Genomic DNA, 15,626 nt, shown 5'->3' with positions numbered 1-15,626 from the left:
TCAAACTTGCAAGCGCATTGCTGACAATACTGGCTAACTGAGAACATCTTCACATTAAGTGTAGTCATTAACAGGGGTTATGCCAGAAAGATGCAGTTTTCATGCCAGCCGCTGCGGTTAAGACAGCATAACAGCGCACTGCACATCTGTTTTTTTTAGCTTTACGGGCCTTCGCCGATCCACTGTTCGCTGCGGCCGTTGTTGTATCGCTGCCTCACCAGCCAACCAGATTCAAACCTTAAGTTTCTTAAGGTATTCCTAATATTGAAAGTGCATTCTCGTGACACTTTTATTACTTTGGTTCCTGCTCACATGGCGTTAACCCTTAAAAGGCCGCTAATCAGCCGCCTTACGTTGTTGATTCTGGCTGCGGTTTACATCGCGATTTTCCTTAATATTGCCTATTACCGTCAGGTGCTGACGATAATGCCGCTGAACGACCTGCATACGACGCTGGTGTTTTTATCAATGCCGCTGGTCGCCTTTAGCGTCATTAATATCGTGATTACACTGGCCTCGTTTATCTGGCTGGATCGCCTGCTGGCCGCGCTGTTTATTCTGCTCTCCGCGTCGGCACAATATTTTATTCAGACCTATAACATCGTGGTCGATCGCTCGATGATCACCAACATGATGGACACCACGGCTTCGGAATCCTTTGCGCTGATCACGCCAAAGCTGCTCGTGACCCTGCTTAGCTCAGGGGTGCTGATGGCGTTGCTGGTGTTCTGGCCGCGAATCAAAAAGCAGCGGTGGCGCGGCGTGTTGGCGCGACTGCTCAGCGTGCTGCTCTCAGCCGCACTGATCGTGCTGGTCGCCCTGCTCTTCTATAAAGATTACGCCTCGCTATTTCGCAACAACCGCGAGCTGGTTAAAGCGCTTAGTCCTTCTAACAGCATTGCGGCGACGCTCTCCTGGTATAAACACGAGCAGCTGCAGAACGCGCCGCTGATTCGTATCGGTGAAGATGCCCACCTGCAACCCAGCCGCAGCAGCGGCAAGCCGAATCTGACGATTCTGGTGCTGGGTGAAACCTCACGCGCGCAAAACTTCTCGCTGGGCGGTTATGGCCGTCTTACCAATCCCTTACTGGCGAAAGATGATGTGATCTATTTCCCGCACACCACCTCGTGCGGCACCGCTACGGCGGTTTCTGTGCCGTGCATGTTCTCTAATATGCCGCGCGCACATTATGATGATGTACTGGCCGCGCACCAGGAAGGATTGCTCGATGTCATTCAGCGTGCCGGGATCAGCGTGTTGTGGAATGAGAACGATGGCGGCTGTAAAGGTGCCTGCGATCGTGTTCCACATCAGGATATGACCAGCCTGAACCTGCCTGGTATGTGCATTGAGGGTGAGTGTTATGACGACGTGCTGTTCCACGGTCTGGATGAATACATCAGTCAGTTAAAAGGCAATGCGGTGATCGTGCTGCACACCATTGGCAGTCATGGTCCGACTTACAGCCATCGCTATCCGCCGCAGTTCCGTCAGTTTGAACCGACCTGTGATACCAATCAGATACAGGACTGTTCGCAGCAACAGCTGATCAATACTTATGACAATACGCTGGTCAATGTGGATCATATTGTCGATAAAGCCATTAACGTACTGCGTGCGCATCAGGATCGCTTCACCACCAGCCTGGTCTATCTGTCAGACCATGGCGAATCGCTGGGTGAAAACGGGGCTTACCTGCATGGCCTGCCCTATGCTATTGCACCGGATACCCAGAAACATGTGCCGCTTCTGATCTGGCTTTCCGATGATTATCAGAAACGCTATGCCGTTAATCGCAGTTGCCTGAATAAACTGGCGGCGACAGACGAATTTTCACAGGATAATCTGTTTTCAACCATGCTGGGATTAACCGGCACCGCGACTCACGAATATGTGCCTGCGGATGATATTTTGACGTCGTGTCGGAGCCAACCTTAATGAAGATACTGATTGTTGAAGATGATGCTCTGCTGTTGCAGGGTCTGATACTGGCGCTGGAAGGTGAAGGCTATGTCTGTGATGGCGTGACGCGCGTGCGGGACGCTGAAGCGCACTTCGCCAGCGGCCTCTATAGTCTGGTGGTGCTGGACCTTGGCCTGCCGGACGAAGATGGCCTGCATTTTCTGATACGACTGCGTCGCCAGAAGCAGATGACACCTGTGCTGATTCTGACCGCGCGCGACACCATCAACGAGCGGATTGCCGGACTCGACGCGGGTGCTGACGACTATCTGATTAAACCGTTTTCGCTGGATGAGCTGCTGGCGCGTATCCGCGCATTGATCCGCCGCCATGTTAATCAGGGCGACAGTCATGTCAGAGTGGGTGCGCTGGCACTGGATATGACCCATCGCCAGATTATGCTTAATGACGTGCTGCTGGATCTGACACCTAAAGAGTTTGCGATTCTGTCACGGCTGATGCTCAAGGCTGGAAATCCGGTGCACCGTGAAATTCTCTACCAGGATATTTACAACTGGGAGACCGAGCCTTCTACTAATACGCTGGAAGTACATATCCATAATCTGCGTGACAAAATTGGTAAAAGCGCGATTCGCACCGTGCGCGGCTTCGGTTATGCGCTGGTAACGCAGGATGGCGTTCGTGAGGCAACATGATAAGAGGTTTCGATCACCGTAGTATGCGCTTTCGCCTCATTCTGGCTATCGGCCTGATTCTGCTGGTCTTTCAGATCATCAGCGTGATCTGGCTATGGCATGAGAGTAAAGAGCAGATTCAGTTTCTGGTGGAAGCGCAGTTGCAGAAACGTAACATGGACAGTCACGTTAAACGTGAAATTCATGAAGCGGTAGCCAGCCTGGCGGTGCCTAGTCTGGTCATGATTACTCTGACGCTATTGCTTTGCTATCAGGCGGTAAAATGGATTACCCGGCCGCTTTATCAATTGCAGCGTGAACTGGAGAGTCGCAGCGAAGAAAATCTCGAGCCTGTCGCCTGTTACAGTCAGGTCCATGAGATCGATGCCGTGACCCAGGCGATCAATCAGCTGGTCGCGCGTCTGAACAGCAGCCTCGAGCGCGAGCGGCTGTTCACTGCTGATGTGGCGCATGAGTTGAGAACGCCGCTGGCGGGATTACGCCTGCATCTGGAATTAATTGAGCGTAATAGCGATGTCAAAGTTCAGCCGCTGGTGCAGCGCCTGGATCAAATGACACACAGCGTGTCGCAGTTGCTGAATCTGGCGCGAGCCGGGCAGTCGTTTACCTCTGGTACCTATCAGAACGTCGGGCTGATCGAAGATGTGATCCTGCCGATGGAGGCGGAGCTGAGTATCATGCTGGAGGCGCATCAGCAGACGCTGTTGCTTGATTTGCCGCAGGAGCAGTTTGTGCGCGGTGATGCCACGCTGCTGAAGATGTTGTTGCGTAATCTGGTAGAGAATGCTCATCGCTACAGCCCGGATAACAGCACGATCAGTGTGCAGCTGCTCTCTGCTCCCGACCTGATGTTGGTGGTGGAAGATGAGGGACTCGGTATCGATGAGAGTAAAAGTGGCGAGCTGAGTAAGGCATTTATCCGCATGGACAGTCGTTACGGCGGTATCGGACTTGGGCTGAGCATTGTCAGCCGTATCGTCCAGCTACACCGGTTTCAGTTTTTCCTGGGGAATCGTCGCGACCGAAGCGGGTGTCGGGCCGTCGTTAAATTTTAAGCAGTAAACCAGGCTGACAGGAAAAGAACAACGGTGGCTGCGGCAATCAGCAATGCAGCATATTCACTCATCGGATGTGAAGCAGTAACAGGAAGAGAGACAGGTACAGTTTTCATAATATTATCCTCACTTAGAGCGGGCAGTATCGCGACTGCATATTAAGGAAACCTTAAGGTCGCGATACTGCAGTAAAATGTCACCGCTCTTCCCTCCGCTATCAACCTCGCATTTCTGACCATTGAGGCTCCTGCTCTATGCGCCGGGTGCTCTACACTTAATGGCACCCTTACGCTAAAGGAGTTATGTCATGAGCCAACGCATGCACAAATATGCTTTCCCGGTCAGTAAAGCCCGTAAATATCTTGAACCCGGGCCGGTGCTGCTGCTCAGTTCACAGTACAAAGATCACCATGACATCATGACGCTCGGCTGGCACACGGTGATGGAGTTCTCGCCCTCCCTGGTCGGCTGCGTGATTGCCGGCATGAATCACAGCCATGAGCTGATTCGGAATAGCGGTCAATGCGTGCTGAATATCCCTTCGGCCTCACTGATTGATGAAGTTGTAGGGATTGGCAACAGCCACGGAGACCAGCTGGATAAGTTCGAGGCTTTTGGCCTCACGCCTGAACCGGCTCAGGTCGTGGGCGCGCCGATGATTGCCGAATGCTTTGCCAGCTTTGAGTGTCAGCTCTATGACGATTCGATGGTCGCTAACTACAACCTGTTTATTTTTGAGATCGTGAAAGCCCATGTTGCTGAGCAGCCGGAATATCCCACGACTCTGCACTATACCGGCGAGGGCCGGTTCAGCGTGATGAGCGAGAAAATAGTGGACAGGAGCAGAGATTTTAAACCGGAGATGCTGATCTAGTTGAAAGCAGTCTGTCGCGCCCCCATTCACCTCTTTCGACCTGACAGGAGTAAATTATTATGGCTATCGAATATGCAGTTATCGCCGGCGGCTGTTTCTGGTGTACCGAAGCGGTGTTTAAAGATGTGATCGGCGTAGAGTCGGTTGAAAGTGGCTATACCGGTGGTGCCCGTCCTAATCCGACTTATGAGCAGGTCTGCAGTGGTGCAACCGGTCATGCAGAAGCCATCCGCATTGGCTTTGACCCGGAGAAAGTGACCTACGGCGATCTTCTGGATATCAGCTTTGTGACGCATGATCCGACCCAGCTTAACCGTCAGGGCAATGATATCGGCACCCAGTATCGCTCGGCGATCTTCCCGGCCAACGCAGAACAGGAAGCAGAAGCGCGCGCCGCCATTGCCCGTGCTCAGGCTGACCATGATGTGCCGGTGGTAACCACCATTGAGCCGCTGAAAGAGTGGTACCCTGCCGAAGCCTATCATCAGGATTACTGGGAAGGCGCGGGCCAGCGCAACGGCTACTGCATGGCGGTAATCCCACCGAAGCTGCAGAAACTGCGCAAAAGTTTCGCGAATCGGGTGAAGAGCTGATTTAGCCTTTAACGAAGCAAAATATGCGACATAAATCCTCGGTTTTATGTCGCAGTAAATCGATTCGTTCAGAGCTTAAGCGAATAGATCAAAAGAGAAAAATAGTGCTTGACCCTTTTCAGCCGACTCCCTATAGTACCGCCCCGTTGACCCAGCGCGGTCGGCGAAGTAAATGTGGTGAGGTGTCCGAGTGGCTGAAGGAGCACGCCTGGAAAGTGTGTATACGGCAACGTATCGGGGGTTCGAATCCCCCTCTCACCGCCACATTCTGAAGAAGAGCCTGAACGTTTGTTCAGGCTTTTTTTTTGCATATTGCACTGAGAGAGGGGTATGAGAACCCCCGCCGGGGTTCGACAACGGGCCATGCCCGCTGGACAGCGGAGCCTGCGACGCTGCCCGAAGGGTGAGCGCAGCGAATCAATCCCCCTCTCACCGCCACATTCTGAAGAAGAGCCTGTACGTTTGTTCAGGCTTTTTTTTTGCATATTGCACTGAGAGAGGGGTATGAGAACCCCCGCCGGGGTTCGACAACGGGCCATGCCCGCTGGACAGCGGAGCCTGCGACGCTGCCCGAAGGGTGAGCGCAGCGAATCAATCCCCCTCTCACCGCCACATTTTGAAGAAGAGCCTGAACGTTTGTTCAGGCTTTTTTTTGCATATTGCAAAGAGAGAGGGGTATGAGAACCCCCGACGGGGTTCGACAACGGGCCATGCCCGCTGGACAGCGGAGCCTGCGACGCTGCCCGAAGGGTGAGCGCAGCGAATCAATCCCCCTCTCACCGCCACATTCTGAAGAAGAGCCTGAATGACGGTTATTGTGAGAGCCGCACACCTTTAAATGCAAAGTCACAGCCTTAAATTAACGCATGGCAGACACAAGTCCTGGCGCCTGCCACCAGCATCACACCGCCACAGCCTGCGGCGTCACTGAATCCCGGCTTACCAGCGTTCCCTGATGAGAAGACGGGACGCTCTCATCGGGATGCAATAAAATCTTAATCGCATCCTGTATCATTTCATCAATAGGCACACGAACAGTCGTTAGAGAGGGTGTGTAATACTTTCCAATCACTGAGTCATCAAACCCGGCAAGTGAAATATCGCCAGGTATAGTTTTGCCCGCGTCCTGAAACGCTTTTGCCACACCAATGGCCATGTCGTCATTGGCCGCCAGCACGCAGGTGAACGGAATATTGCGCGCTAATAGCTGGAGTCCGGCGTCGTATCCACTCTCTGTGCTCCAGCTACCCTGCACCACTAATTGCGGATCCGGGTCGATCCCCGCGTTCAGTAGTGCATTACGATAGCCCTGTAAACGACGCTCACCTGTCGGTGAATCATTGCATCCCGATATAAACGCAATCCGGGTATGCCCATGCGCCAACAGATGCGCCATCATCTCTTCACTACTGCGCTGATGGTCGGTGAACACACAGTGGCGTCGATTTCTGATGAGTTCACGATTAATGACCACTATCGGCGTCTGAATTTTATCGACAATATCATCCAGCTCACTGACTGAAAGATACTTGGGGTAGAGCATAATCGCTTCGCAACGGAGCTCAATAAGTAAGTCAATCGCATTGCGCTCGTCCTGAGCACTGTGTTTACCGTCCGCGAGCACCAGCTGACGGTTTTGTTTCTCGCTGAGCGTTGCCGCCTGATAAACCAGGCTTGAAAAAAACGGCCCGTTGTACAATCCGTTAGTGATAACCAGCCCAATCGAATGCGTTTTATTAGTAGAAAGGTTTCGTGCCAGCAGATTAGGTCGATAACCCGTATCAGCTACAGCCTGCATAATTCTGGCTTTCACCTCTTCGCGCACAAAAACCTTGCCACTTAACGCACGCGATACGGTGGCTTTTGATACACCAGCCACCCTGGCGATGTCCTGTATTGTGACCATTAAGGAACCTCAATCATTGGATGGCTTAAACCACCCAGGCTGAACCAGGCTGTAAAGTGAGATACACATTAATCGTATCGACTAAAACCGGGGTCATTTAACCTGTGCGCGCCCAGCCCCCTCTCTTTGTGTCATAGACATCAGCGGCATCCCTGGCCCGATGGGACCCTGAGACTGATATTCTGTTAAAATAAAGTCTTCGCTATTCACCACCAGGACGGGTGTTGTCAGGTCATAGCCTTCACGTTCAATGCAGTCTTTGTCGAATTCAAGAAGTGGCGTACCTGCTTTAACAACATCCCCCTCTTTTACCAACGGTCGGAAATATTGCCCCTGCAACTCGACCGTATTTAATCCAACATGGATCAGCAATTCGGCGCCATTATCACACAATAACCCGATGGCATGATGGGAAGCGATCAGGGATTCCACCCTCGCATTACAGGGTGCCACCACTTTTCCCGCGGCCGGCTTAATGGCGATACCGTCACCCATCACCTTACCGGCAAAGACCTCATCAGTAACACTTTCCAGCGCGAGGACCTCTCCTTTTAACGGGCTAAGAATATCAATCGCCTGACCACTCGCCGCTGTGGATGTTGCCTGCGGGGTGGATGCCAGAGGCGCAGACTCTTCTTCATCGATGGGATCGTCGAAGCCTACAAACTGCACCATCAAAATAGTCAGCACTATTGTCGTACCCGCACCTGCAAGCTCACCAATAAACGACATCGGCGCATCAGGACTGATGGCATTAACCAGCGTAAACAGACCCGGCAGTGCAGCATACGCGTAGTAAAGGCTACCGAACAGGCTGGCAACAACGGCACCAATTGCCCCGCCAATACAGCCACAGATAAAGGGTTTTTTAAAGCGCAATGTCACGCCATAAATCGCCGGCTCAGTGATGCCAAAAATAGCGGTGACGCCGGCAGAGAGCGAAGTTGCTTTTAACTGCGCGTTGCGGGTTTTCAGAAAGACACCTAACACTGCCGCCATCTGACCGATAACCGCGATAGTCTGATAAGCCTGGAAGGAGTCATGACCCTGCGTATCGAAGTTCGCCATAATGACGGGCGTAATACCCCAATGAACGCCAAAAATAACGATTATCTGCCAGATGCCTCCAATTACCGCGGCGGCCAGCATGGGCGCAGCATGGAACAATGCGTTATAGCCATTTGCTACCGCCAAAGCCGCCCATGTGGTAATCGGACCAATAACGATCAGAGTCAGCGGCACAATCACCACAAAGCAGATTAATGGGGTAAAAAGCGGACTGATGACCTCTGGTAACCACCTGACTACACGATGTTCAAGCCAGGAGAGTGCCCAAACCAGAAACAAGGGAGGTAAAACTGAAGAGGTATAAACTGTTTCAGAAAGCGGGAAGAAAAGGAAATTGATGCTTTCTCCCCCGGCAATGCGCGCTGCCAGCGAAGTCCAGTCCGGACTAATTAACGCACAACAACACAGGACAGCAATAAACGGGTTACATTTAAAATGCCGTGCGGCCGTAATCGCGATAAATACGGGCAAAAAAGCAAACGGCGTCCAGGACATGAAGTTGAGTACAGCAAATGTACCGGTTGTTTTAATATCAACATTAATCAAACCCAGAACAATCAGCAGTCCCTGAAGGATACCTGCCGCTGCAAGAATATAAACAATAGGCGCAAATACCGCCGACATCGTGGCAATGACCGCATCCAGTTTGCGTGTTTTTCCCAGCTGTTTCGGTGTTCCTGTCTCTTTAACCAGGCCGGACATTGCATTAAACACATCGGCGACATGGGTACCGATCACAACCTGAAACTGCCCGCCACTCTCAACTACGGCAATGACACCTGACAGACGTTGCACGTTACGCTTCGCCTCAGCGGGCGTTTTAACAAGCACCAGCCTTAAACGCGTGGCGCAGCGGGTAAAACTTTGGATATTCTCTTGCCCACCAACTTCATGAAGAATATCGCTTGCTAACTTATTGTAATCCCTGATGCCTGTCATATTTTTTCCCTTTCATTGTCACTGACTACACCGTCTGAAAAAGTGAAAATATTTGCATGGCAATCTGGAAACCTGCCATGCAACCGGTTTCACGGTATCCTGCGAGATATTTCATGCAACCGGTTTCATGGGAAAATGAGAGTGAAATCACTTATTAGATGAGAATGAATTCTGTTGAGGGATTGCCTGAAAAGAAAACCCGGCCGAAGCCGGGTTTGGGCGCTACACTTCTACTCAATCAAACGCTAGCTATACGCGTGCAGGGTGCGCTGACACAGCGCAGAACGCACACAATCCTCTTTGCCAAAGCGCACAATGCCAACCATCTCGTCCTCTTCAAAACGCGCCAGCGCGTCCGCGAGACCGGAAGGCACCCCAGCGGGCAAGTCGCACTGGGTAATATCGCCGTTAACAATGACTGTGACGTTTTCGCCCAGTCGGGTCAGGAACATTTTCATCTGCGCGGCGGTCACGTTCTGCGCCTCATCCAGAATCACCACAGCATTTTCAAAAGTGCGGCCTCGCATGTAGGCGAAAGGCGCAATCTCTACCTTGGCAATTTCCGGACGCAGACAATATTGCATAAATGATGCGCCAAGACGTTTAACCAGAATGTCATAAACCGGGCGGAAATAAGGGGCGAATTTCTCAGAAATATCACCGGGCAGGAAACCCAGATCCTCATCTGCCTGTAGTACCGGGCGCGTAACGATAATCCTGTCGATATCCTTATTAATCAGGGCCTCAGCTGCTTTCGCAGCACTGATCCAGGTTTTACCGCATCCGGCTTCACCGGTTGCGAAGATCAGCTGTTTCGTTCCTATGGCATTAAGATAGTGCGCCTGAGCTTCATTACGGGCCTCAATCGGTAACCGGTCACGCGTATCACGCGCCATGCCAATTGCATCCAGTCCGCTCATATGCACCAGCGAAGTGACCGACTCTTCTTCGCGCTGACGATGACTGCGAGAGTCACTGCGAAGCACTCTTCTTGCTTCACGACGCGCTTTGATCACTGCTTTCTGTCTTCCCATAGTGGCACCTTTCAGTTGGTTTCATTTCCCGCGCGAGGTCGTTGACCCGTTGCGATTACGTGAACGCTTTAGAGGTTTCAGTTGGCTTCCTTTAGAGCCATGACAGGACAGGATAATGGGTATGCAGCAACACACTGACGTGGCTGAACACCGGATAAAACAGGATGCGATAAGACAAAAGAAATGGTTGAAGGAAGGGAGAAATAACGAGGCAGAATTGCCCTCGCGGTCAGGCGCAATTTATTTAGTGACAGTGACTTTCCATTAAAGACTCGACCCATTCGCGAACTCCAGTGTGATACATCAACACATACGATTACGCCTGTTTAATAAATTGCACCATTTTGTTGGGCCTTTGCAACAGTAATTTTACCTGCTGGCAAAGGAATTGCTAATCGCGGGTAAGTATTTCTTTTAAGGCAAAATGTAAAATCTCTACATTTCAGTCAATTACCATATTTTATAAACACCCGGCACCCGGTAAATCTCAGTAAAAACTTAGCCAATAATACCTGAAAGTGGTAAACCGCGGGCGGCATGAGACAGGCCCGCCCGCGTTGTTCAAAAATTAATCAAGTCTCCAGTAGCGACTGTCCTAAATAATGGCTGGCGTCGGCAACTCCGGGTAAAGCGAAAAAGTAACCACCGCCAAAAGGACGGATATATTCTTCCAGCGCTTCACCGTTGAGACGCTGCTGCACCGTGAGAAAACCACGCTCCAGATCGTGCTGGTAGCAGACGAACAATAATCCCATCTCAAGCTGCCCGGATGCAGAGATACCCGCAGAGTAGCTGTAGCCACGTCGCAGCATCAGGCTACTGGCGGTCTCAGGTGTGCGGGGGTTCGCAAGACGAATGTGCGCATCCAGTGCAATGACCTCACCATCCGGATCACGCGCGTAATCCGGCACGTCATGTTCATGCTGCATGCCCAGTGGCGCGCCGCTCAGCTTCTCGCGACCAAAGATAGTCTGCTGCTCACCCAGTGGGGTGCGGTCCCACATTTCAACGTGAAAGCGAATAAGTCGTACTGCCTGATAGCTGCCATTGCGCGCCCAGACAGGCTCATCCTGATCGGCGGTCACCCACAGCAACTGGTTCATAAGAGCAGGATTGTGCGTATCCGGGTTGGCGGTGCCATCTTTAAAACCCAGCAGATTGATCGGCGTCTCCTGCCCCTGACTGCGTGCCGCGTGGTCCGAGATAAAACCTTCGCGTCGCCAGCGTACACCCAGCAGGTCAGGCGTATGCTTGATGATGTCACGCAGAGCATGAATCACCGTATCCTGCGTGTTAGTACAAATCTGCAGCAGCAGATCGCCATGACACTGACTGGCATCAAGCGAATCATTGGGGAAGCGCGTCATCGGCTGCAATTTTTTCGGCTTGTGAGGCGCTAAACCGAAGCGTTCATCAAACAGCGAATGGCCGACCGACACAGTAATTGTCAGATTATCAGGCGCGATAGTCGCCCCAAGAATGCCGGAATCCATTGGCGGCAGTTGCGGATTAGTCACCGCAGGTGCCGGCCCTCCCGTGGTGAGAAAGGCGATACGCTGGGTCAGTAGCTGGAACAGACGCTTCAGCTCCGCTTTATCACTACTGAGCAGATCAAATGCCACCAGCATCATCGATGCCTGCTGGGGCGTCGTGATGCCCGCCTGATGTGGACCGTAAAACGGCTGCCTCTGCTGTCGCGCCTGCGGCGTTACCGTACCCGGCGAAAAGCTGTCCGCAGCAGCGGCGTGGAACGGACAACCGCCGCCGATCGCCGCCGCGCCGCCCAGCAGACCCAAACCTTTCAGTAAACGACGACGCGCAGGCTGCGCGTCATCTTCCTTACGACTCATGATTAATCCAGACCCAAAGTGCCACGAAGTAACGAAAGATCTTCCGCCAGCGCGGTGATCGGTCCTTTCAGCGCGTTACGGTCGGCGCTGGTCAGTTTCTCATAGGATTCAAAACCGGTTTTGGTGCGGTACTTGCTCAGGATTGCATCGACTTTTTTGAAGTTAGCGTCAACCTTAGCCTGCAACTGCGGGTTCGCTTTGCTCACCATCGGGCGTAGCAGCTCAACAATTTTCTGCGCGCCATCAATGTTGGCCTGGAAGTCCCACAGGTCGGTACGACTGTAGCGATCTTCCTCACCGGAGATTTTGCTGGAGGCCACTTCTTCAATCAGACCGGCCGCGCCGCCAACCACTTTAGCTGGCGGGAAGGCCAGTTCGCTGATGCGCACCTGCAAATCTTTCACATCTTTATTCAGCTTATCCGCGTAGTCCGCCATGCCTTTGGTGCTGTTATCCGCAAACAGGGCTTTTTCCAGACGGTGGAAACCGGTGAACTTAGGATCGGCTGCCTTCTTCTCGTAGTCATCTTCACGGGCATCAATGCTGCCGTCGAGATCGGAGAAAAGCTCAGCAATCGGCTCAATGCGCTCATAATACTGACGGGTCGGCGCAAACAGCGTTTTGGCTTTTTCCACATCACCCGCTTTAACAGCGTCAGTAAACGCCTGGGTGTTACTGACCAGCTGATTCACCTGATCCGTCACATACGCTTTATAGGCGGTGATCGGGCCTTCTAACTGCATACGCGCGGACGTGGTGCTTTTCGCCGTGCCCTCGCCCGCCTCAACAATCAGCTTGCCTTTAGGATTGCTCAGCAGACCACAGGTCATCTCATATTCGCCTGCTTCCAGATTGGCGGTCAGCTTCTGACTGAAGCCTGGCGCGATGTTCTCACGCTCTTCAACCACCAGCACGCCCTTTAGGATTTCCCACTCCAGCGCTTTCTGGCTGTTGTTTTTGATCAGGAACTGAGTCTTGCCGGCCTTGACCGTTAAGCTCATCGGCTCACACTGCTTGTCGTTGACACTAACGGTGACCTGAGGAACCGCTGCCGCAGCCGAAGCGGAGATCGCCAGCAGAGGAAGCAGCAGTGCCTTGCGGCGGAAACGCATTGTCATCTCGATATTCCCTGTTAAGTTGCCGGCGCGGCGGGCGCGCCTGTTAAATGTCTGATTACACCGTGGCCGACGCAGCAGGACGCGCAGGCATAAAGAACAAAATTAGCGCCGGGATCAGGTAGACGAAGTAAACGGTCACTTCACTCACGCTTGGGGCCTCCTGATATCCCAGAATCCCTTCCAGCAAAGTGCCGAACAGCGAATGGGTCGATAAAGTATTACTGAGGTCGAACGCCACATCCTGAAAGCGATTCCAGAGGCCTGCTTCGTGGAACGCACGAATTGCCCCCGCCGCCAGGCCCGCCGCAACAAATAAAATGAACACGCTGGTCCAGCGGAAAAAGTGCGCCATATTCAGGCGGATACCGCCCCAGTAGAGCAGCATGCCCAGCACCACCGCCGTTGCCAGCCCCAGCACCGCGCCAATCGGCGGCGCATAACCGACATCCTGAGTAAAGGCGGCCAGCAGGAAGAAGACAGACTCCAGCCCTTCACGTGCCACGGCCAGAAATACCATCAGCACCAGCGCCAGACCGCCACGGCCGGAGCGGTGCAGCGCCTGATCGACCGCCTGCTCAAGCTCGACCCGGATATTGCGTGCCACTTTGCGCATCCAGAACACCATTGAGGTGAGGATGACGACCGCAATCAGCGCCACAATACCTTCAAACAGCTCCTGCTCTTTTTGCGGGAATTCACCGGTGGTGGCATTGATGAACAGACCCAGGCCCAGACAGAGTGCAGCGGCGATAAACACGCCCGCCCACATCGCCGGGAACCATTGGGTGCGCTGGGTGCGTTTGAGGTAGCTGGCTATCAGGCTGACTATCAGCGCGGCTTCAAGCCCTTCACGCAGCATGATGAGAAAAGGAACAAACATCGCCAACCTCTTGAATGTTAAGCAGCGTCAATAAATAGTAAAATCAGGTAAAGTGTAAACGATACCGATTATCATTATCGCTGCGAAAAAAACAAGTTACTGGTGGAGATAATTTCATCTTTGGGTGATTTATCTTTGTAACAAAAAGGCCCGCCCCTTCCGGGACAGGCCTTGAGGATTAACGCTTCGCTTATTTGGTCTGGAACTCTGCTTCTGCAGCGACAAAGCGCTGTTGCGCTTCTGCTGAAGGTTCACGTCCCATCAGGCTGAAGACCACGATCGCGATGCTGGCAAAGATGAAGCCTGGGATGATTTCATACAGTCCCAGCCAGCCATACTGTTTCCACACCAGCACGGTCAGCGCACCGATAATCATGCCCGCCAGCGCACCGTTGCGGTTCATGCGCTTCCAGCAGACGCCAAACAGCACGACCGGACCAAACGCAGCACCGAAGCCCGCCCAGGCGTAGCTCACCAGGCCCAGCACGCGGTTTTCCGGATTAGACGCCAGGGCAATGGCAATCAGTGCCACCAGCAGCACCATCAGACGCCCTACCCACACCAGCTCTTTCTGGCTGGCATTTTTACGCAGAAAACCTTTGTAGAGATCTTCAGTCAGGGCACTGGAGCAGACCAGCAGCTGACAGCTCAGCGTTGACATCACGGCGGCCAGAATCGCTGACAGCAGAATTCCCGCAATCCATGGGTTGAACAGAATACGCGCCAGCTCAATAAAGACGCGCTCAGCATTATCATTAACGCCCGTTGCCAGCGTCGGGTTGTTCTGGAAGTAGGCGATACCAAAGAAGCCCACCGCCACAGCGCCCGCCAGACAGAGCACCATCCACGTCATACCGATGCGACGTGCGGTACGGATTGAGCGATGTGAATCTGCCGCCATAAAACGCGCCAGGATATGCGGCTGCCCGAAGTAACCCAGACCCCAGCCAAGCAGCGAGATGACCGCCACGAAGTTCAGCCCCTTGAGCATGTCGAGATTTTCCAGGCTTTTCGCTTCAATCACTGCCATGGAATCAGACCAGCCGCCGACCGCGATAATCACAAACACCGGCGTCAGGATGAGCGCAAAAATCATCAGGCTCGCCTGAACGGTATCGGTCCAGCTTACCGCCAGGAACCCACCCACCAGCGTATAGAGGATAGTCGCCGCTGCACCCGCCCACAGGGCAGTTTCATAGCTCATACCAAAGGTGCTTTCAAACAGACGCGCACCGGCCACCACGCCCGAGGCGCAATAGATAGTAAAGAACACCAGGATCACAAGAGCAGAAATGACACGCAGGATTTTACTGTGGTCTTCAAAGCGGCTGGTGAAGAAGTCCGGCAACGTCAGCGCGTTGTCATGATGCTCGGTCTGGACCCGCAGGCGACCCGCCACGATTTTCCAGTTCAGCCAGGCACCGATGGTCAGGCCAATTGCAATCCAGCTTTCAGAGATACCGGAGATGAAAATGGCACCGGGTAATCCCATCAGCAGCCAGCCGCTCATATCGGAGGCACCGGCAGAGAGTGCCGTGACCACGCTACCCAGGCTGCGGCCACCGAGGATGTAATCATCGAAGTTTTTGGTTGAGCGCCAGGCTATAAAACCAATCAACACCATCCCAAGAATATAAATCACAAAGGTCACCAGCATTGGTGTACTTACACTCATCTGTCTCTCCACT

12 protein-coding genes, 1 tRNA gene and 3 other RNA genes are annotated in these 15,626 nt (G+C 53.0%); 9 read left to right on the top strand and 7 right to left on the bottom strand.

All coding sequences use genetic code 11. The features are described 5' to 3' along the window. Positions 1-312: 312 nt before the first annotated feature. The 9 genes from eptA (at position 313) to EE896_RS07930 (ending at position 5,928) form a co-directional block, all read left to right on the top strand. A complete protein-coding gene (gene eptA, locus EE896_RS07970) occupies positions 313-1,941 on the top strand; it encodes a phosphoethanolamine transferase EptA (protein WP_140915479.1) in 1,629 nt (542 codons plus the stop codon). After that, positions 1,941-2,621: a two-component system response regulator PmrA gene (gene pmrA / locus EE896_RS07965; RefSeq protein WP_003849128.1), complete on the top strand. Its 681-nt coding sequence runs from the start codon at positions 1,941-1,943 to the stop codon at positions 2,619-2,621. The genes eptA and pmrA overlap by 1 nt, the downstream gene beginning before the upstream one ends. Continuing rightward, entirely contained in the window at positions 2,618-3,676 is a 1,059-nt protein-coding gene (pmrB, locus tag EE896_RS07960) for a two-component system sensor histidine kinase PmrB (RefSeq protein ID WP_140915480.1), read from the top strand. The genes pmrA and pmrB overlap by 4 nt, the downstream gene beginning before the upstream one ends. Positions 3,677-3,983: 307 nt before the next feature. After that, a complete protein-coding gene (locus EE896_RS07955) occupies positions 3,984-4,550 on the top strand; it encodes a flavin reductase family protein (protein WP_181162200.1) in 567 nt (188 codons plus the stop codon). A gap of 59 nt (positions 4,551-4,609) precedes the next feature. Beyond that, complete coding sequence (gene msrA, locus EE896_RS07950) at positions 4,610-5,143, top strand: peptide-methionine (S)-S-oxide reductase MsrA (protein ID WP_003849120.1); 534 nt, start codon at positions 4,610-4,612, stop codon at positions 5,141-5,143. Between the two features lie 176 nt (positions 5,144-5,319). Further along, a tRNA-Ser gene (locus tag EE896_RS07945) sits at positions 5,320-5,407 on the top strand. A gap of 45 nt (positions 5,408-5,452) precedes the next feature. Further along, positions 5,453-5,581, top strand: a non-coding RNA gene (locus tag EE896_RS07940) — RtT sRNA. A gap of 45 nt (positions 5,582-5,626) precedes the next feature. Beyond that, a non-coding RNA gene (locus EE896_RS07935) (RtT sRNA) lies at positions 5,627-5,755 on the top strand. 44 nt (positions 5,756-5,799) lie between these two features. Continuing rightward, positions 5,800-5,928, top strand: a non-coding RNA gene (locus tag EE896_RS07930) — RtT sRNA. A gap of 116 nt (positions 5,929-6,044) precedes the next feature. Here the strand turns inward: EE896_RS07930 and EE896_RS07925 are convergent. The 7 genes from EE896_RS07925 to putP all read right to left on the bottom strand — a co-directional run bounded on the left by EE896_RS07925 (position 6,045) and on the right by putP (position 15,613). Continuing rightward, a complete protein-coding gene (locus EE896_RS07925; protein ID WP_033762711.1) occupies positions 6,045-7,049 on the bottom strand; it encodes a LacI family DNA-binding transcriptional regulator in 1,005 nt (334 codons plus the stop codon). Between the two features lie 93 nt (positions 7,050-7,142). Continuing rightward, positions 7,143-9,056 (bottom strand): beta-glucoside-specific PTS transporter subunit IIABC, encoded by a 1,914-nt coding sequence (locus EE896_RS07920; protein WP_008925384.1) that lies wholly within the window; start codon positions 9,054-9,056, stop codon positions 7,143-7,145. A gap of 245 nt (positions 9,057-9,301) precedes the next feature. After that, positions 9,302-10,090 carry a phosphate starvation-inducible protein PhoH gene (gene phoH / locus EE896_RS07915; RefSeq protein WP_003852284.1) on the bottom strand — a complete coding sequence of 263 codons (789 nt, stop codon included), beginning with the start codon at positions 10,088-10,090 and terminating at the stop codon, positions 9,302-9,304. A gap of 572 nt (positions 10,091-10,662) precedes the next feature. Beyond that, on the bottom strand, positions 10,663-11,940 hold the full coding sequence (gene efeB, locus EE896_RS07910; protein ID WP_140915497.1) for an iron uptake transporter deferrochelatase/peroxidase subunit: 1,278 nt from the start codon (positions 11,938-11,940) through the stop codon (positions 10,663-10,665). A gap of 2 nt (positions 11,941-11,942) precedes the next feature. Continuing rightward, complete coding sequence (efeO, locus tag EE896_RS07905; protein ID WP_003852286.1) at positions 11,943-13,058, bottom strand: iron uptake system protein EfeO; 1,116 nt, start codon at positions 13,056-13,058, stop codon at positions 11,943-11,945. 55 nt (positions 13,059-13,113) lie between these two features. Then, entirely contained in the window at positions 13,114-13,938 is an 825-nt protein-coding gene (gene efeU / locus EE896_RS07900; protein ID WP_039660010.1) for an iron uptake transporter permease EfeU, read from the bottom strand. 190 nt (positions 13,939-14,128) lie between these two features. Continuing rightward, positions 14,129-15,613 (bottom strand): sodium/proline symporter PutP, encoded by a 1,485-nt coding sequence (gene putP / locus EE896_RS07895; protein ID WP_033762713.1) that lies wholly within the window; start codon positions 15,611-15,613, stop codon positions 14,129-14,131. Between the last annotated feature and the right edge of the window lie 13 nt (positions 15,614-15,626).

It is taken from the genome of Pantoea eucalypti, assembly GCF_009646115.1.
GTDB classification, from domain to species: Bacteria; Pseudomonadota; Gammaproteobacteria; order Enterobacterales; family Enterobacteriaceae; genus Pantoea; species Pantoea eucalypti.
This window is presented reverse-complemented; position numbering and strand designations above follow the sequence as displayed.